17 protein-coding genes are annotated in these 17,478 nt (G+C 53.5%); 8 read left to right on the forward strand and 9 right to left on the reverse strand.

Annotation, left to right across the window (positions count from 1 at the left end):
* Positions 1-66 precede the first annotated feature (66 nt).
* Positions 67-633, reverse strand: coding sequence for a D-glycero-beta-D-manno-heptose 1,7-bisphosphate 7-phosphatase (gene gmhB / locus E0L21_RS06740; RefSeq protein ID WP_045512055.1), 567 nt, complete (start codon positions 631-633; stop codon positions 67-69).
* 189 nt (positions 634-822) lie between these two features.
* Between gmhB and metN the strand changes: the two genes are divergently transcribed.
* From metN to proS, 6 genes are all read left to right on the forward strand, one after another.
* Positions 823-1,854, forward strand: a complete 1,032-nt coding sequence (gene metN / locus E0L21_RS06745) for a methionine ABC transporter ATP-binding protein MetN (protein ID WP_131407918.1) — start codon at positions 823-825, stop codon at positions 1,852-1,854.
* Positions 1,847-2,500 (forward strand): methionine ABC transporter permease MetI, encoded by a 654-nt coding sequence (locus E0L21_RS06750; protein WP_131407920.1) that lies wholly within the window; start codon positions 1,847-1,849, stop codon positions 2,498-2,500. Before metN ends, E0L21_RS06750 begins: the two co-directional genes overlap by 8 nt.
* Before the next feature lie 42 nt (positions 2,501-2,542).
* Positions 2,543-3,358: a methionine ABC transporter substrate-binding lipoprotein MetQ gene (metQ, locus tag E0L21_RS06755; protein ID WP_131407922.1), complete on the forward strand. Its 816-nt coding sequence runs from the start codon at positions 2,543-2,545 to the stop codon at positions 3,356-3,358.
* A 108-nt stretch (positions 3,359-3,466) separates the two neighbouring features.
* A complete protein-coding gene (rcsF, locus tag E0L21_RS06760) occupies positions 3,467-3,871 on the forward strand; it encodes an Rcs stress response system protein RcsF (RefSeq protein WP_131407924.1) in 405 nt (134 codons plus the stop codon).
* Positions 3,868-4,575 (forward strand): tRNA (N6-threonylcarbamoyladenosine(37)-N6)-methyltransferase TrmO, encoded by a 708-nt coding sequence (gene tsaA, locus E0L21_RS06765; RefSeq protein WP_131407926.1) that lies wholly within the window; start codon positions 3,868-3,870, stop codon positions 4,573-4,575. The genes rcsF and tsaA overlap by 4 nt, the downstream gene beginning before the upstream one ends.
* A gap of 112 nt (positions 4,576-4,687) precedes the next feature.
* Entirely contained in the window at positions 4,688-6,406 is a 1,719-nt protein-coding gene (gene proS, locus E0L21_RS06770) for a proline--tRNA ligase (RefSeq protein ID WP_131407928.1), read from the forward strand.
* Positions 6,407-6,599: 193 nt separating this feature from the next.
* Here proS and nlpE read toward each other — a convergent pair whose 3' ends face one another.
* The 3 genes from nlpE to E0L21_RS06785 are packed head-to-tail and all read right to left on the reverse strand — an operon-like array spanning position 6,600 to position 8,295.
* Complete coding sequence (nlpE, locus tag E0L21_RS06775; RefSeq protein WP_131407930.1) at positions 6,600-7,295, reverse strand: envelope stress response activation lipoprotein NlpE; 696 nt, start codon at positions 7,293-7,295, stop codon at positions 6,600-6,602.
* Positions 7,296-7,330: 35 nt separating this feature from the next.
* The gene (gene arfB / locus E0L21_RS06780; RefSeq protein WP_131407932.1) at positions 7,331-7,753 is read right to left on the reverse strand and encodes an alternative ribosome rescue aminoacyl-tRNA hydrolase ArfB; all 423 of its coding nucleotides are present in this window, start codon (positions 7,751-7,753) and stop codon (positions 7,331-7,333) included.
* Complete coding sequence (locus tag E0L21_RS06785) at positions 7,750-8,295, reverse strand: YaeQ family protein (RefSeq protein ID WP_131407934.1); 546 nt, start codon at positions 8,293-8,295, stop codon at positions 7,750-7,752. The genes arfB and E0L21_RS06785 overlap by 4 nt, the downstream gene beginning before the upstream one ends.
* Before the next feature lie 195 nt (positions 8,296-8,490).
* Here E0L21_RS06785 and E0L21_RS06790 point away from each other — a divergent pair, with 195 nt between their 5' ends.
* Both E0L21_RS06790 and rof read left to right on the forward strand, forming a co-directional pair.
* On the forward strand, positions 8,491-8,691 hold the full coding sequence (locus tag E0L21_RS06790; RefSeq protein ID WP_017458016.1) for a YaeP family protein: 201 nt from the start codon (positions 8,491-8,493) through the stop codon (positions 8,689-8,691).
* Complete coding sequence (rof, locus tag E0L21_RS06795) at positions 8,678-8,938, forward strand: Rho-binding antiterminator (RefSeq protein ID WP_017458015.1); 261 nt, start codon at positions 8,678-8,680, stop codon at positions 8,936-8,938. The genes E0L21_RS06790 and rof overlap by 14 nt, the downstream gene beginning before the upstream one ends.
* Positions 8,939-8,965: 27 nt before the next feature.
* Here rof and tilS read toward each other — a convergent pair whose 3' ends face one another.
* The 5 genes from tilS to dnaE form a co-directional block, all read right to left on the reverse strand.
* Positions 8,966-10,261: a tRNA lysidine(34) synthetase TilS gene (gene tilS, locus E0L21_RS06800; RefSeq protein ID WP_131407936.1), complete on the reverse strand. Its 1,296-nt coding sequence runs from the start codon at positions 10,259-10,261 to the stop codon at positions 8,966-8,968.
* Between the two features lie 62 nt (positions 10,262-10,323).
* Entirely contained in the window at positions 10,324-10,713 is a 390-nt protein-coding gene (locus tag E0L21_RS06805; RefSeq protein WP_020456619.1) for a VOC family protein, read from the reverse strand.
* Between the two features lie 58 nt (positions 10,714-10,771).
* A complete protein-coding gene (locus E0L21_RS06810; RefSeq protein WP_131407938.1) occupies positions 10,772-12,910 on the reverse strand; it encodes a lysine decarboxylase LdcC in 2,139 nt (712 codons plus the stop codon).
* A gap of 99 nt (positions 12,911-13,009) precedes the next feature.
* The gene (accA, locus tag E0L21_RS06815; RefSeq protein WP_131407940.1) at positions 13,010-13,969 is read right to left on the reverse strand and encodes an acetyl-CoA carboxylase carboxyl transferase subunit alpha; all 960 of its coding nucleotides are present in this window, start codon (positions 13,967-13,969) and stop codon (positions 13,010-13,012) included.
* A 12-nt stretch (positions 13,970-13,981) separates the two neighbouring features.
* Positions 13,982-17,464: a DNA polymerase III subunit alpha gene (dnaE, locus tag E0L21_RS06820; protein ID WP_131407942.1), complete on the reverse strand. Its 3,483-nt coding sequence runs from the start codon at positions 17,462-17,464 to the stop codon at positions 13,982-13,984.
* Positions 17,465-17,478 lie beyond the last annotated feature (14 nt).

The raw sequence follows: 17,478 nt of genomic DNA on the forward strand, positions 1-17,478 counted from the left end.
CCCAAGCTGAATGACAAGCGGAAAAATGCATTTTTATTTCAATCGCTCATCTTTTCGTCATAACGGCTATTTTTGGTGCTTTTTAATGGCTGCCGGCAACTCAGCAAGGCTATTAATCACCCAATCGGCGCTATTTTCAGCTTCTGGCGTGACAGGTTTACCGGTGCGTACCAGTACTTTTGTTCCTACTTGTGCGGCAGACGCCGCCTGCATATCTTCCAGCTTATCGCCAACCATATAAGAAGCAGCCATATCGATGTGCAGAAAATCGCGAGCTGATATGAGCATGCCCGGGTGCGGTTTACGGCAGTCGCAGACCTGGCGGAACTCTTCTACTGTTCCCTGCGGGTGGTGTGGACAATAATAGATGCCATCCAAATCAACACCGCGATCGGCTAAAGACCAGTCCATCCATTCGGTTAACGTTTCAAACTGCGCTTCGGTGAATTTGCCGCGCGCAATACCAGACTGGTTAGTCACCAGCACCAACGCATAACCCATTTCTTTCAGTTCGCGCATGGCGTCAATAACGCCATCAATAAATTCAAATTCATCAATCTCATGGACGTAGCCGTGATCAACATTAATAGTGCCATCACGATCGAGAAAAATAGCGGGTACAGACTTTGCCACGGGTTTGCTCCTGAAAAAGGCATATGTTCTTAGTATCTCATGTTTCGCTATACAGGAAAGTGCTCATCGTTGATGAGTGACATTGATTTAGACGTCTGGATGCCTTACCATCCGCTCTGTTTACGGCTGTAAGTCGTCATCGGCAGAAGAAAATGCCACGGCTAACTCTCATACGATAAAAATAATCTAATGATTAAACTTTCGAATATCACCAAAGTGTTCCAGCAAGGGAACCGTACGATTCAGGCGCTGAACAACGTTAGCCTGCACGTACCTGCTGGCCAAATTTATGGCGTTATTGGCGCGTCAGGTGCGGGGAAAAGTACGCTTATCCGCTGCGTGAACTTGCTTGAGCGCCCATCGCAGGGCAGCGTGCTGGTCGACGGCCAGGATCTGACGCAACTGTCAGAATCGGAATTAACCAAAGCGCGCCGCCAAATTGGCATGATCTTCCAGCACTTTAACCTGCTCTCTTCCCGAACCGTTTTCGGTAACGTTGCTTTACCGCTGGAGCTGGATAACACCTCGCGCGAAGAGATCCATCGCCGGGTGACAGAACTTCTCGATCTGGTTGGTTTGTCAGATAAGCACGACAGCTACCCGGCTAATCTCTCTGGCGGGCAAAAACAGCGCGTCGCTATTGCACGTGCGCTAGCCAGTAACCCAAAAGTACTGCTGTGTGATGAAGCCACCAGCGCATTAGATCCAGCAACAACACGTTCTATTCTTGAACTGCTGAAGGACATTAACCGTCGCCTCGGGCTGACCATCCTGCTCATTACGCATGAAATGGATGTGGTAAAACGCATTTGTGACTGCGTGGCGGTAATCAGCAACGGTGAGCTGATTGAGCAGGATACGGTGAGCGAAGTGTTCTCACATCCGAAAACACCGCTGGCACAGCAGTTTATACAGTCCACGCTGCACCTGGATATTCCGGAAGATTATCTGCAACGCTTACAGGCACAACCGCAAGCGGACAGTGTGCCGATGCTGCGGATGGAGTTTACCGGTCAGTCCGTCGACGCCCCGCTGCTGTCGGAAACGGCGCGTCGTTTTAACGTGAACAACAATATCATCAGCGCGCAGATGGATTACGCGGGCGGCGTGAAGTTCGGCATTATGTTGACCGAAATGCACGGTACGCCGGAGAATACGCAGGCGGCGATCGCCTGGCTGCAAGAACACCACGTAAAAGTAGAGGTACTCGGTTATGTCTGAGGCAATGATGTGGCTCTTTGCCCGCAGCATCTGGGAAACGTTATTTATGACCTTTGCTTCAGGCTTGCTGGGTTTTGTCGTCGGTCTGCCGTTCGGCGTGCTGCTATATGTGACGCGTCCGGGTCAGATCATGCCAAACCCGGCGTTATATCGCGTGATTTCCGCGCTGGTGAACATTTTCCGTTCCATCCCGTTTATCATTTTGCTGGTATGGATGATTCCCTTTACCCGGGTAATTGTTGGCACATCTATTGGCCTGTATGCGGTCATCGTTCCGCTGACCGTAGGCGCCGCACCGTTTATTGCCCGCATGGTAGAAAATACCCTGCTGGAGCTGCCTGCGGGTCTGATCGAAGCATCACGCGCGATGGGCGCGACACCGATGCAGATCATTCGCAAAGTTCTGCTGCCAGAAGCGCTGCCAGGGCTGATTAACGCGGCGACCATTACGTTGATTACTCTGGTGGGTTACTCCGCAATGGGAGGCGCGGTCGGTGCGGGTGGTTTAGGTCAGTTGGGTATCCAATATGGCTACGTGACCTACAATCCATTAGTGATGAATACTGTACTGATATTGCTCGTGGTTCTGGTTTACTTAATTCAGTTCGCTGGCGATCGTATCGTCCGGGCTGTGACGCATAAATAACGTTACACACAACATAACGACTCAGATAGAAAGGAAAATATCATGGCTTTTAAATTCAAGACCTTTGCAGCAGTTGGTGCTCTGCTGGGTTCTCTGGCTCTGGTGGGTTGCGGTCAGGACGAAAAAGATCCGAATCACATCAAAGTCGGTGTGATTGTGGGTGCTGAACAGCAGGTTGCTGAAGTCGCGCAGAAAGTTGCTAAAGAGAAATATGGCCTGGACGTTGAGCTGGTAACCTTTAACGACTACGTGCTGCCGAACGAAGCGCTGAGTAAAGGCGACATTGACGCGAACGCCTTCCAGCATAAACCGTATCTGGATCAGCAGATCAAAGACCGTGGTTTCAAACTGGTTCCGGTTGGTAACACCTTTGTTTACCCCATCGCTGGCTACTCCAAAAAAATCAAAGCGCTGTCTGAACTGCAGGATGGTTCTCAGGTAGCGGTACCGAACGATCCAACCAACCTTGGTCGTTCTCTGTTGCTGCTGCAAAAACAAGGCCTTATTAAACTGAAAGATGGTGTAGGCCTGCTGCCATCCGTGCTGGATATCACTGAAAACCCGAAAAACCTGAAAATTGTTGAGCTGGAAGCCCCGCAACTGCCGCGTTCTCTGGACGATGCGCAGATTGCATTGGCGGTCATCAACACCACTTACGCCAGCCAGATTGGCCTGACGCCGGAAAAAGACGGCATCTTCGTTGAAGATAAAGACTCCCCGTACGTTAACCTGATCGTCGCGCGCGAAGATAACAGAGACGCGGAAAACGTGAAGAAATTCGTCCAGGCTTACCAGTCTGACGAAGTCAGCGAAGCGGCAAATAAAGTCTTCAACGGCGGCGCAGTGAAAGGCTGGTAATCTCCGTAGTCTGTAATATCATTCAAGGCGGGCGCAAGCCCGCCTTGTCATTTGTGCACGCGCCTGATTCAATAAGCGGCGTTAAAAAAATTACTTCGAGGATATATTATGCGTGCTTTACCGATCTGTTTATTAGCACTCATGCTAAGCGGCTGCTCCTTGCTAAGCAGATCTCCTGTCGAACCTGTAAAAAGCACCGCAGTGGCGCCAAAAGCAGAACCAGAAAAACCGAAAGTCTCGCGCCCTGTACCTGTACGGGTCATTACGGACGCCACCGAGCTAGTGGGTAAACCGTTCCGCGATTTGGGCGAAGTCACCGGAGAATCCTGCCAGGCTACCAACCAGGATTCTCCACCGAACATCCCCACGGCGCGTAAACGCATGCAAATCAATGCATCTAAGCTGAAAGCTAATGCGGTTCTGCAACATAGCTGCGAAGTAACCAGCGGCACGCCGGGTTGCTACCGTCAGGCGGTTTGTGTCGGCTCTGCACTGAATATTTCGACCAAATGAGTACATTTGCTTTCGAGCAAATCGGCGTTATCCGCTCACCTTATAAAGAGAAGTTTGCCGTACCGCGCCAGCCAGGGCTGGTGAAACACGGCAGCGGCGAACTTCACTTGCTTCCCCCTTATAACCAGCCCGATGCCGTGCGTGGCCTTGAAGGTTTCAGCCACCTGTGGGTGCTTTTCGTTTTTCATCAAACAATGGAAGGCGGCTGGCGTCCAACCGTGCGCCCACCGCGGCTGGGGGGAAACGCGAGAATGGGGGTTTTCGCCACGCGTTCGACCTTCCGCCCTAACCCGATCGGGATGTCGCTGGTTGAGTTGCACGGCATCCGCTGTCAGAAAGATCAGGTGATTTTACAACTTGGTAGTCTTGATCTGGTCGATGGCACGCCGGTGGTGGATATCAAGCCCTATTTGCCGTTTGCTGAAGCCTTGCCGCACGCGCAAGCCAGCTACGCGCAACAGGCGCCTCCTGCTGATGTCGCCGTCACCTTTACGCCGGATGTCGAAGCGCAGCTTATTGAGCTTGAAAAGCGCTACCCGCATTTCAAAACCTTCCTGCGTGAAGTGCTGGCGCAGGATCCGCGCCCGGCTTATAAAAAAGGGGAAGAGCAGGGAAAAACCTACGCTGTCTGGCTGTTGGATTTTAACGTGCGCTGGCGCGTAACCGATGGCGGCTTTGAAGTGTTTGCGCTCGAAGCGCGCTAATTTTATGCCCCTCTCTTTTGGCATCTCTGCCAGGCTGATAAACTAAACCACTTTTTTCTGTGTCAGGCCTGTCTTAGGCCTGTTCCAATTGTCCAAATGGAACCGTAACAACATGCGTACTAGCCAATACTTGCTCTCCACTCTGAAGGAGACGCCTGCCGACGCCGAAGTCATCAGCCACCAGCTGATGCTGCGCGCCGGGATGATCCGCAAACTGGCCTCCGGGTTGTACACCTGGCTGCCAACCGGTTTGCGCGTTCTGAAAAAAGTCGAAAACATCGTGCGTGAAGAGATGAATAACGCCGGTGCGATTGAGGTGTCCATGCCAGTAGTGCAGCCCGCCGACCTGTGGCAGGAAAGCGGCCGCTGGGAGCAATATGGCCCGGAACTGCTGCGTTTTGTCGATCGCGGCGATCGTCCGTTTGTCCTTGGCCCAACGCATGAAGAAGTGATCACCGACCTGATTCGCAACGAGCTGAACTCCTACAAACAGCTGCCGCTGAACTTCTTCCAGATCCAGACCAAGTTCCGTGATGAAGTGCGCCCGCGTTTCGGTGTCATGCGCTCACGCGAATTCCTGATGAAAGATGCCTACTCTTTCCATACCTCTCAGGAATCGTTGCAGGAGACGTACGATGCAATGTACGCCGCCTACAGCAAAATCTTCAGCCGTATGGGTCTGGATTTCCGTGCAGTACAGGCGGATACCGGCTCGATCGGTGGTAGCGCCTCGCATGAATTCCAGGTGCTGGCGCAGAGCGGTGAAGATGATGTGATCTTCTCTGACTCTTCCGATTTTGCCGCCAACATTGAGTTTGCCGAAGCGCTGGCACCAAAAGAACCGCGCGCTGCAGCAACGCAGGAAATGACGCTGGTTGACACGCCGAACGCCAAAACCATCGCTGAGCTGGTTGAGCAGTTCAACCTGCCGATTGAAAAAACCGTAAAAACCCTGCTGGTTAAAGCCGTTGAAGGCAGCAGCTACCCGCTGGTTGCGCTGCTGGTGCGCGGCGATCATGAGCTAAACGAAGTTAAAGCGGAAAAACTGCCGCAGGTTGCCGCGCCGTTGACCTTCGCCACCGAAGCGGAAATCCGCGCGGTAGTGAACGCAGGTCCTGGCTCGCTCGGCCCGGTGAACATGCCGGTTCCGGTCGTGATTGACCGTACCGTTGCGGCGATGAGTGACTTCTCTGCTGGCGCGAATATTGACGGTAAACACTACTTCGGCATCAACTGGGATCGCGATGTTGTCACCCCGGAAGTAGCAGATATTCGTAATGTTGTTGCCGGCGATCCGAGCCCGGACGGCAAAGGTACGCTGCTTATCAAACGTGGTATCGAAGTCGGTCACATCTTCCAGTTGGGCACCAAGTACTCCCAGGCGCTGAACGCCGCCGTTCAGGGCGAAGATGGTCGCAACCAGATCCTGACGATGGGTTGCTACGGCATCGGCGTAACGCGCGTAGTGGCTGCAGCCATTGAGCAGAACAACGACGAACGTGGGATCATCTGGCCAGACGCGATTGCGCCGTTCCAGGTTGCGCTGCTGCCAATGAACATGCACAAATCTTATCGCGTGCAGGAACTGGCGGAAAAACTCTACGCCGAGCTGCGTGCGCAGGGCATTGAAGTGCTGATGGACGATCGTAAAGAGCGCCCGGGCGTGATGTTTGCCGATATGGAACTGATTGGTATCCCGCACACGGTGGTGATTGGCGATCGCAACCTCGACAACGACGATATCGAATACAAATACCGTCGCAATGGCGAGAAGCAACTGATCAAAACCGGGGAGATCCTCAACTATCTGGTCAAAGCCATCAAAGGCTAAGCGACCCAACAAAAAGCCCCGCAATGCGGGGCTTTTTTTATGACTATCTGAAAACCACGTTCTGTCGTCGTAGTTAGCACCGGGATTTGGTTTTGCCTCATTGTTGTTGGATTTAAATCTAACAGGACCGGCAGACGTTTCTTCTTACGATTTCGAACCCTTCTCTGAAGGCAAATTTTTGTGGTGCTAATGCTTAATCATCACAGCTTTTGTCAGGGCTGAACTTACCGCGCTTATTCGTCACCAGCACTTTCTGCGCCGCACCGGTATCCGGATTTGGCTCAACGGTAAAATGCCCTTCAACCACCAGCAGAATCGGCTTGGTTTCCGTTCCGCGCGCTGCCGCATAGTCACGCTCAAGTTGCGCATTGCTGGCTACGGTTACCTTCTTGCCAGTTGCACAATCGGTAAAGACTGCCGCATCAGCCATGTACATATACATGCCGCGCATCGCCATTGGCGTCGCCGGTAGCGAGGCTTTTACTGGCTGTAACGTGTAGTTGAGCTGAGAAGTAATGGGATTGCCTTGCTGATCGAGCATTTCCAGCGCCTCGCCTTTGGCGCGGAAAAAGGTTTTATCACCGTGCGTATCGGTGAGAATCAATTTATCCGCCGTACGCGCCCAGTTACCATACGAGCCAAATACCGCAGGTGCTTTTCCCCCCTGATAGCGCTGGTTCATCACCCAGCTCCCGTCTTTCTCCAGAAAGAGGGATGTTTCAATCCCTTCGCAATCCGCGCAGGGCAAAACACCGCGCCAGCTTTGCTGCATCGGTTTCAACTCTTCAACTTGTGTTGGCTGTACCGTCTCAACATCGCCACGGTTGTTACAGCCGAAAAGCGCAAAGAGCGAGCACCCCGCCAGCACAGATAAAATCGCTTTTTTCACACTCGATTCCTTATGCACAATTCTGTTAGTACCCGTCAGCTTTCACGACCACGAACTTTGCCGCGTAACGCTTTTACCGACGACTTTTGCGCCTTGCCCGATAACCGACGCTCTTTCGATGCGCGGGTTGGGCGCGTTGCCCGACGGCTTTTTTGCACGACAGTTAATTCTTTTATTAACGCCACCAGGCGTGCGATTGCCGCTTCGCGGTTCATCTCCTGGCTGCGGTACTCCTGTGCTTTTATCACCACCCAGCCTTCGCTGCTGATCAGATGGTGCGACGCTTCCAGTAAACGCGCCTTGTAGTACTCTGGCAGGCTTGAAGCCCGGATGTCAAAACGCAGGTGGATCGCCGTTGAGCTCTTATTGACATGTTGACCACCCGCGCCCTGTGCCCGCACAGCCGTGATCTCCAGCTCTTCTTCGGCAATAGAGACTGAACGAGAGATCTCAATCATTGCGGCTGCCAGGCTTCGAGATGGATTTCCATATTCTGGCTATCATCCGATAACCAGATAGCACCATCCTGCAATGTGGCTTGCAGCGTCATCGTGCGATCGCTGGCAAACGCACTCAAACGGGCTAGCTGCGCATCATCCAGATACCAGATGCGCAGATTGCTAAATGCCGCGCAGCGCGACTGATTCTGCTGCCACCAGATCTGCGCGGCACGGGAATTATAGGTAAAAAGCGCGACCTCTTTCGCCTGCGAGCAGGCTTTCTTCAGCCGTTTTTCATCCGGCAATCCCAGTTCAATCCACAGATCGATCCCCAGATAATCATTGCGTAGCCAGAGTTCCGGTTCATCGTCAGCGCTGAGGCCGCGGGTAAATTGCAGGCGTTCATCCGCATATTTCATCCACGCCAGCAGGCGCAGCATCATGCGTTCTTGCGTCTCGGAAGGATGGCGAGCCAGCGTCAGCGTTGCATCTAAAAACTGATTACGATCCAAATCAGCCACGTTCACCGTCGCTTTATAAATTGTCGCTTTTAATGCCATATCACCGCTCCTTCATAAAATGGTCGCTATTGTAGCGAATATAAGCATAAAGCGCTGTTATCTCTTGTCGCAGTGGGTATTCATCGCCCTGATAATGATTAACAAGCTGTGGTATAGTCACCTTGCTAAACAGAGTTTAACTTCGTAGGCTTAGTGTTATCTCACAGTAAAGTCAGGTTGCTGACAGGAGGTGATGTGAACAATTATTGTGAGTTAGTACGCAGACGTTATGCGGAAATCGCCAGCGGAGATTTAGGGTATATCCCGGATGCGCTGGGGTGCGTGTTGAAAGTGCTGAATGAAATGGCGTCGGATGACACCCTTTCAGAGTCGGTCAGGGAAAAGGCGGCATATGCTGCCGCGAACTTACTGGTGAGCGATTATGTCAATGAATGATGCCTATCAACCCATCAACTGTGATGACTATGACAACCTTGAACTCGCCTGCCAGCATCATCTTTTATTGAAGCTGGAAATGAAAGACGGCGAGGTGCTCAGCGCCAAAGCCAACGATTTAGTCTCACGTAAAAATGTGGAGTATCTGGTGGTTGATGTCGCAGGTGCAGCGCGCGAACTGCGTCTCGATAAAATTGCCAGCTTCAGCCATCCTGAAATCGGCACCGTTGTGGTGAGCGAGTCCTGACATTTTGCGGGCAGCGCCTGTTGCCCGTTATCTTCGCCACTCAAGATGTACGCCCGTTTGCTCAGCGCTTTTCGCCCCTTCTCGCGTAACGAATAACTCCACCGCTGCAATCAATGTTTCGCCATAAAACAGCAGCGGCGTGGTATCACGCCGCCAGGGTGCCACACCTAACTCTTGCCAGATCTTCTTCAGCTTGCGTCCGCCGCTGCGCCCGACGATATGCAACATGCCGGGTGCCTGAAAACGGATCGAAACAGCCTCACCAACGCTGGGGGGGCGGATTTCCCCGCCGGTTAATAGCGACAGCTCACCAAGACCCGCCGGTAAGCGTAGCGGATTGAAAGGTGCAAGCCACGGCAGTTGCGTATCGCGCTGGCTTTCTGTTGCATGAATCCACCACAAGCACGACTGATAACGACGCACCTCGAATTCGCCCAGCCGCAAACACGGCGAAGCATCTTCACGCGCCAGCGCCACTTCCTGCCACAAGCGATCGAGCATGGCGCGTGACGGCATTACCGCACCGCGCTGCGCCAGCCAGCGACGCAACAGCGCCCGACGGCGCGCATCACTTAGCGCATAAAGAGAGGCAAGTTCCAGTGCCCCTTCATCTGTCATCGCCGCAACAAGTTCGTCCGCGAGGAGCTCATCAAGTAACTGCTCTTGCTCGCCACACAGCGCGGCACTACGCGCAACGGCATCGGCAAAATGTGGCCAGCGCGCCGTCAGCAACGGTAAAATCTGCAAGCGTAAAAAATTGCGATCGAAGCTGGCGTCGGCGTTACTTTCATCCTCAATCCATGACAGCGCATGGTGAAGCGCCCATTGGTGCAGCTCATCGCGGGTTTGTGTCAGTAGCGGGCGAATAAGCTGAGTTCCGGCAAAAGGCATCATTTCAGGCATGGCCGCCAGCCCGGCAGGTCCGCTGCCGCGCTTTAACGCCAGCAGGAACGTTTCACATTGATCGTCCAGATGCTGAGCCGTAACCAGCACTTCGCCGGGCATCAATGCATCCGCAAACGCCTGATAACGCGCTTTGCGCGCCTGTGCTTCGATCCCTTCCCCGTTGTTCACAAGCTGAACGCGAACCACCGTTAGCGGAATCTGCCAGCCAGTGCAAACGACCTGGCAATGATCCGCCCAAGCATCGGCGTGAGGGCTAAGCCCATGATGTATATGGATAGCACGCAGCTTGAGCTCGGGTAATTGCTGACGCCAAAGCATCAATTTATGCAGCAGGACCGTCGAATCCAGCCCACCACTAAACGCCACCAGAAACTGGCGCGAAGTGGTCGGCATTGATGCAAAAAAGGGCGTGGTCATAGTGATTATCAAAACGGAGTAATGCCCGGCACGTTACCGGGCATTATCGGAAGTGGCAAGTATTACTGCTGGTAAAGCTCCAGTGGCAGGCCATCAGGATCGGTGAAGAAGGTAAAACGTTTATCAGTGTAGGGATCGATACGGATTTCCTCGCACTGCACACCGTGAGCCGCCAGGTGCGCGACTGCCTTATCTATATCATCCACACTAAATGCCAAATGGCGCAACCCGCAGGCTTCGGGCCGGCTGGGACGAGCTGGCGGGAACGGGAAAGAAAACAGTTCAATCACATACTGACCGTTCAGCGCCAGGTCGCCTTTCCATGAATCACGTGCCTCGCGATAGACCTCGCTTTGCAACGTAAACCCGAGGATATCGCAGTAGAACGCTTTACTCTTCGCGTAATCAGTAGCGATGATGGCAATATGATGAACCTGTTTTAAACCCAGCATAGTTTCTCCTTTTCTGAATGCCAGAACGTTACGCCTGCCAATGTTTGCCCGCAATAGCTCAGCGGGCTTTTAGGACTCGTACCCGATAAACGCCCTCTTCGTCCCGCTTCGCACCATGAATATCTGTCTCAAAACCGGGATAGTGGCGGCCAATAGCGCAGAGCATCAGCAGGAAATCCAGCACCGCCCGGCTGGCTTCGGTGATCATTTCACCGGGCATCACCAGCGGCACGCCTGGCGGATAAGGCAGGATCATATTCGCCGAAATTCGCCCAATTAGCCGCTCCAGCTCGATGGTTTCCACCTCGCCCTGAATTTGTCGCTGCCATGCCTGGTGCGGCGTCAGCTTCATTTCCGGAAGAACATCGAAAGCTTGCAACATTAAACGTGGGAGATCGTGCTGACGGATCAATTTATGGATCCCCTGCGCCAGATCCTGAATGCGCATATTGCGGTAGAAATCTGGATCTTCGGCGTAGAGGTCCGGCAGCATATTTTTCACGCGCAGGTTCAGATCGTAGGCGCGTTTAAACTCCATCAGCCCACGCAGCAAGCCCATCGCGCGGGTTTTATCGATGCCGATACTGAACAGGAATAAAAGATTGTATGGCCCGGTTTTTTCGACCACCACGCCGCGTTCATCAAGAAACTTCGCCACCAGCGCAGCCGGGATCCCGTCATCACTCATATTCCCCTGTTCGTCCATCCCCGGTGTCAGAATGGTCACTTTAACCGGATCAAGAAACATATGGTCGGCATCCGCGTCGCGAAAGCCGTGCCACATTTCGCCGGGCGCGACTGGCCAGCAATCCGCCTCTTCAATCTCTTCTGGCTGCCAGATATCAAAGAACCAGCCGTCGGCTTCGTCTTTAAGCCGCTGAACCTCTTTACGGAAATGCAGCGCACGCTCGACGGAACGGTTAATCAGACGTTTGCCAGGGTTACCGCGCAACATCGCTGCCGCCGTTTCGATAGACGCAACCAACGGGTAACTCGGTGAGGTAGTGGTGTGCATCATAAATGCTTCGTTAAAGGTGTCTTCATCATATTCACCTTTAATATGAATCAGCGACGCCTGCGAAAATGCCGCCAGCATTTTGTGCGTCGACTGGGTTTCAAAGAACACTTTTCCCGGTACCCGCTCACCGCTCATGCCGCTTTTCCCTGCGTAAATCGGGTGGAAATTGGTATATGGAACCCAGGCCGAATCGAAGTGGATCGAGGGCACATCCAGCGTTTTTTTTATCCAGTCAGTGTTATACAACAACCCGTCATAAGTGGAATTGGTGATCACCGCGTGTACCGGCCAGCGCGCGCCCGCGGTTTTTGCCACCTTTTGTTCGATGCTGGCAGGGGTAAATTCGCGGCGTGGAATACCGCCCAGAATTCCCAATGCATTGCGCCCTGGTTTCAGCCATAGCGGCGTAACGTCGCTCATCATCAGCAGATGAGCCAGTGACTTATGGCAGTTACGGTCAATGAGCAATGTGCTGCCCGCCGGGGCGGCATACATCCCGACGATTTTATTCGACGTGGACGTGCCGTTGGTCACCATGTAGCTCTGCTCCGCGCCAAAGGTGCGGGCGATATACTCTTCGGCTTCCAGATGCGGGCCTGTGTGATCCAGTAATGAACCCAACTCCGTGACCGAAATAGAGACATCCGCTTTTAGCGTGTTGCCGCCGAAGAAGTCGTAAAACAGGCAGCCAACCGGGCTTTTCTGATAAGCCGTGCCCGCCATATGTCCCGGCGTGCAAAAGGTATATTTGCCCTCTTTAACATAGGTAAACAGCGCGCGGGTAAACGGTGGCGTAATGGTATCCAGGTACTCCCGGGTGTACTGGCCGATGCGCGTAGCAATATCTTCGGACACGCCCAGCGCATACTCGAAAAACCACAGCGCCATGCGCATATCCTGGATGCTGACATCCATCGTCGAGTGCGTATTGATAAAGGCATACAGCGGAAGGTATTCGTTAAGCTGATTGATTTCGCTGCACAGATCGAGGGAGTACTCGTCCCAGTCAAAGATAACGCCGCAGATGCGCGGGTTGTGTTCGATAAATTTCAGTAAGTCGGTGCTGTTTTGCGGCCAGATAAGTTGAAAACCCTGGGCCTGTAATGCCTGCTCCAGCTCCTTAATTGGCTCATCTTTATAGAAAACGCCATGTGGTCCCATGATGGCAATAATGTTCACGGTTACCTCCGTTAAAAACCTTAGCTAAGCATAGTTGAGCTAAACGGCAGGTATAAAAAAAGCCGCACAGCGGTGCGGCTTTTCAGAGTGGGATGAGGATCAGGCGTAGCCGTAGCTCATCAGACGCTGGTAACGGCGGTTACGCAGATCATCTTTGCTCAGCACTTCCAGATCGGCCAGATCGGCCAGCAGTTGCGCTTTCAGCGAAGCAGCCATGGTTTCCGGGTTACGGTGAGCGCCGCCCAGCGGTTCCGGAATGATCGAGTCGATCAGTTTCAACTCTTTCAGACGCGGTGCGATAATCCCCATCGCTTCGGCCGCCAGCGGCGCTTTATCAGCGCTTTTCCACAGAATGGAGGCGCAGCCTTCCGGGGAGATAACAGAATAAGTGCTGTATTGCAGCATATTCACTTTATCACCCACGCCAATCGCCAGTGCGCCGCCGGAGCCGCCTTCGCCGATCACGGTGCAAATAACCGGCACGCTCAGGCGGGACATTTCACGCAGGTTGCGGGCGATCGCTTCAGACTGACCACGCTCTTCCGCGCCCACGCCCGGATAAGCACCCGGCGTGTCGATAAAGGTAATGATCGGCATATTGAAGCGTTCTGCCATTTCCATCAGGCGCAGCGCTTTGCGATAGCCTTCCGGTGCCGGCATACCAAAGTTACGACGAATTTTCTCTTTGGTTTCGCGGCCTTTCTGGTGGCCGATGATCATCACCGGACGCCCATCCAGACGCGCGATACCGCCAACAATGGCTTTATCGTCAGCGTAAGCACGATCGCCAGCCAGTTCATCGAATTCGTCGAAAGCCAGGCGGACATAATCCAGGGTGTATGGACGCAGCGGATGGCGAGCCAACTGTGCGACCTGCCATGCGCCAAGATCGGCGAAAATTTTACGTGTCAGCTCAACGCTTTTTTCACGCAGACGATGCACTTCTTCGTCGATGTTAATATCCAGTTTTTCATCCTGACGGCCAACGGCGGTCAGAGAATCGATTTTCGCTTCCAGCTCAGCAATCGGCTGTTCGAAATCAAGGAAATTCAGACTCATAGTATTCCTGTATTAGTCAAACTCCAGTTCCACCTGCTCCGAACCTATGAGGCCACGCAAATCGTTGAGTAAACGATCGCTCGGAGAGACACGCCACGTTGCGCCGAAGCGTAATCGTGCGCGCGCATCCGCCCTCTGATAGTAGAGATGTACTGGAATGGTTCCCGAACGGTGGGGTTCCAGAGACTGACGGAGTCGGTTTAAAAGCTGGTCATCAATTTGCCTGTCCGTCAGCGAGATAGCAAGCCCACGGGCGTATTTTTCCCGGGCTTCGTCAATGTCCATCACTTCGCGGGCGGTCATTTTAAGCCCCCCGCTGAAGTCATCAAAGCTGACCTGTCCGCTGACGATAAGTATGCGGTCTTTTTCCAGCAGTTGCTGGTATTTATCCAGGGCGTCAGTGAACAACATCACTTCAAGACGCCCGGAACGGTCATCCAACGTACAGATGCCGATACGATTACCGCGCTTGGTGACCATAACCCGCGCAGCAATGACGAGCCCCGCCGCCGTGGTCACTTTCCCACGTTCGGTCGGATGCATGTCTTTAAGCCTGTAGCCTCCGACATAGCGCTCAATTTCTTTTAAATATTGGTTAATCGGGTGTCCTGTCAGGTATAACCCTAACGTTTCACGCTCGCCATCCAACACCACCTGTTCCGGCCACGGCTGACAGCTGGCGTAGGACTGCTCGATCTGCTCTGGCTCTTCAGCCAAAACGCCAAACATATCTGCCTGACCAATCGCTTCCGCTTTCGAATGCTGATCGGCAGCTTTCAGCGCATCGCTCAGCGCGTTCATTAGCGCGGCGCGATGCGGGCCAAGGCGATCAAACGCCCCGGACATAATCAGTTTTTCCAGCACCCGGCGATTGAGTTTTTTAATATCGGTGCGAGCACAAAGATCAAACAGTTCACGGAAATAACCGCCGTTATTACGCGCTTCAATGATCGCCTCGATCGGACCTTCACCCACGCCTTTGATCGCACCAATGCCATAAACAATTTCACCATCGTCGTTGACGTGGAAATGATACAGACCCGAGTTGATATCTGGCGGCAGGATTTTCAGCCCCATGCGCCAGCACTCATCGACCAGGCCAACCACTTTCTCGGTGTTGTCCATATCAGCGGTCATTACCGCCGCCATAAACTCGGCCGGATAGTGCGCCTTCAACCACAGCGTCTGGTACGACACCAAAGCATAGGCGGCAGAGTGCGATTTGTTAAATCCGTAACCAGCGAATTTTTCCACGAGGTCAAAGATTCTCATCGCCAGTTCGCCGTCGACGCCGTTTTTCTTCGCACCTTCTTCAAACGTACCGCGCTGCTTGGCCATCTCTTCCGGCTTTTTCTTACCCATCGCGCGGCGCAACATATCCGCACCGCCAAGGGTGTAACCCGAAAGTACCTGCGCAATCTGCATCACCTGTTCCTGATACAGAATGATGCCGTAGGTTGGCTCCAGCACTGGCTTCAGGCTCTCGTGCTGCCATTGAACATCCGGGTAAGAGATCTCTTCGCGCCCGTGCTTACGGTCGATGAAGTTATCCACCATGCCCGATTGCAGCGGCCCCGGACGGAACAGCGCCACCAGTGCGATCATATCTTCGAAGCAGTCGGGCTGCAGACGTTTGATCAGGTCTTTCATGCCGCGGGATTCAAGCTGGAAAACCGCCGTGGTTTCCGAGCGTTGCAGCATGTCGAAACTTTTCTTGTCATCCAGCGGAATAGCAGCGATATCCAGCGGCGGTTCGCCGTTTTTCTCGCGCCGGGCGTTAATCATTTCCAGCGCCCAGTTAATGATGGTCAGCGTACGCAGCCCGAGGAAGTCGAACTTCACCAGACCCGCATATTCCACGTCGTTTTTATCGAACTGGGTAACCGGGTGCTGACCGGCTTCATCACAATACAGCGGGGCAAAATCGGTAATCTTTGTTGGCGCGATAACCACGCCACCGGCGTGTTTCCCGGCGTTTCGCGTGACCCCTTCCAGCTTGCGCGCCATATCAATTAGCGCTTTGACTTCTTCGTCGGCTTCGTAAATTTCCGGCAGTTGCGGTTCGGCTTCAAACGCTTTAGCCAGCGTCATCCCCGGATCGGGCGGCACCAGTTTCGAAATTCGGTCGACAAAGCCATACGGATGACCAAGCACACGGCCAACGTCGCGGATAACCGCTTTCGCCGCCATGGTACCAAAGGTGATGATCTGCGATACCGCATCGCGGCCGTACATATCCGCCACGTGCTCGATAACCTGGTCACGTTTTTCCATGCAGAAGTCAACGTCGAAGTCAGGCATCGAAACACGTTCCGGGTTAAGGAAACGTTCGAACAGCAGGTCAAACTCCAGCGGATCGAGGTCGGTAATTTTCAGCGCATAAGCCACCAGTGAACCCGCACCAGAACCACGTCCCGGCCCTACCGGTACGCCGTTGTCTTTCGACCACTGGATAAACTCCATCACAATGAGGAAGTAGCCCGGGAACCCCATCTGGTTGATAACCTGGAGTTCAATATCGAGACGTTCATCGTAAGGCGGGCGCTTTTCGGCGCGCTCTTTTTCATCAGGGAAGAGGAATTCCAGACGCTCTTCCAGCCCCTCTTTTGATTTCACCACGAGGAAATCTTCGGTGGTCATATCCCCTGTCGGGAACTGTGGCAAGAAGTATTCGCCCAGACGCACGGTGACGTTACAACGTTTGGCGATTTCGACCGTGTTTTCCAGCGCTTCCGGGATATCCGAAAAGAGTTCGCACATCTCCTCTTCGCTGCGCATATATTGCTGCGGCGAATAGTTACGCGGGCGTTTGGGATCGTCGAGGGTAAAACCGTCGTGGATCGCCACGCGGATCTCATGGGCGTCGAAGTCGCCGGCATCAATAAACCGCACATCGTTGGTAGCAACAACCGGCAAGCCATGCTCTTCTGCCAGCGCAACGGCGGCATGCAGGTAAGGCTCTTCGTCCGCTCGCCCTGTGCGGATCAACTCCAGGTAGTAGCGATCGTGAAAATGGGTTTTGTAGAACTCAAGACACTGCTCTACCAGTGCGCTATTGCCACGCAGTACGCTTTTACCCACGTCGCCCATGCGCCCGCCGGAAAGCAGAATCAACCCTTCATTGAGCTCCAGCAGCCAGTCGCGATCAATCCACGGACCAAGCGCGCCATAACCGCGCTGGTAAGCACGCGAGATTAGCAGCGTCAGGTTTTGATAACCCGTATTGTTGATAGCGAGAACAGTCAGCTGCGTCAGCTCGTCGCCAAGCAGATCGCTTTGCACATGAAAATCGGCACCGACGATCGGCTTCATCCCGGCACCGTGCGCCGTTCCGTAAAACTTCACCAGACCACACAGGTTAGTAAAATCGGTGATCGCCAGCGCAGGCATGCCGAGCGCGGCCGCCTTTTTTACCAGCGGCCCGGTTTTCGCCAGCCCGTCAATCATGGAATAGTCGCTATGCACCCGCAGGTGTACGAAACGTGGTTCAGCCATTTTTAGATTCCAGC

Source organism: Kosakonia quasisacchari, from assembly GCF_004331415.1.
In the GTDB taxonomy this organism is placed as follows: Bacteria; Pseudomonadota; Gammaproteobacteria; order Enterobacterales; family Enterobacteriaceae; genus Kosakonia; species Kosakonia quasisacchari.

What these genes read in the sequence shown, in the direction of transcription:
- metN (WP_131407918.1), top strand. Translation starts at nt 823, where the DNA reads ATGATTAAACTTTCGAATATCACCAAAGTGTTCCAGCAAGGGAACCGT.
- E0L21_RS06750 (WP_131407920.1), top strand. Translation starts at nt 1,847, where the DNA reads ATGTCTGAGGCAATGATGTGGCTCTTTGCCCGCAGCATCTGGGAAACG.
- metQ (WP_131407922.1), top strand. Translation starts at nt 2,543, where the DNA reads ATGGCTTTTAAATTCAAGACCTTTGCAGCAGTTGGTGCTCTGCTGGGT.
- rcsF (WP_131407924.1), top strand. Translation starts at nt 3,467, where the DNA reads ATGCGTGCTTTACCGATCTGTTTATTAGCACTCATGCTAAGCGGCTGC.
- tsaA (WP_131407926.1), top strand. Translation starts at nt 3,868, where the DNA reads ATGAGTACATTTGCTTTCGAGCAAATCGGCGTTATCCGCTCACCTTAT.
- proS (WP_131407928.1), top strand. Translation starts at nt 4,688, where the DNA reads ATGCGTACTAGCCAATACTTGCTCTCCACTCTGAAGGAGACGCCTGCC.
- arfB (WP_131407932.1), bottom strand. Translation starts at nt 7,753, where the DNA reads ATGATTGAGATCTCTCGTTCAGTCTCTATTGCCGAAGAAGAGCTGGAG.
- E0L21_RS06785 (WP_131407934.1), bottom strand. Translation starts at nt 8,295, where the DNA reads ATGGCATTAAAAGCGACAATTTATAAAGCGACGGTGAACGTGGCTGAT.
- rof (WP_017458015.1), top strand. Translation starts at nt 8,678, where the DNA reads ATGTCAATGAATGATGCCTATCAACCCATCAACTGTGATGACTATGAC.
- tilS (WP_131407936.1), bottom strand. Translation starts at nt 10,261, where the DNA reads ATGACCACGCCCTTTTTTGCATCAATGCCGACCACTTCGCGCCAGTTT.
- E0L21_RS06805 (WP_020456619.1), bottom strand. Translation starts at nt 10,713, where the DNA reads ATGCTGGGTTTAAAACAGGTTCATCATATTGCCATCATCGCTACTGAT.
- accA (WP_131407940.1), bottom strand. Translation starts at nt 13,969, where the DNA reads ATGAGTCTGAATTTCCTTGATTTCGAACAGCCGATTGCTGAGCTGGAA.
- dnaE (WP_131407942.1), bottom strand. Translation starts at nt 17,464, where the DNA reads ATGGCTGAACCACGTTTCGTACACCTGCGGGTGCATAGCGACTATTCC.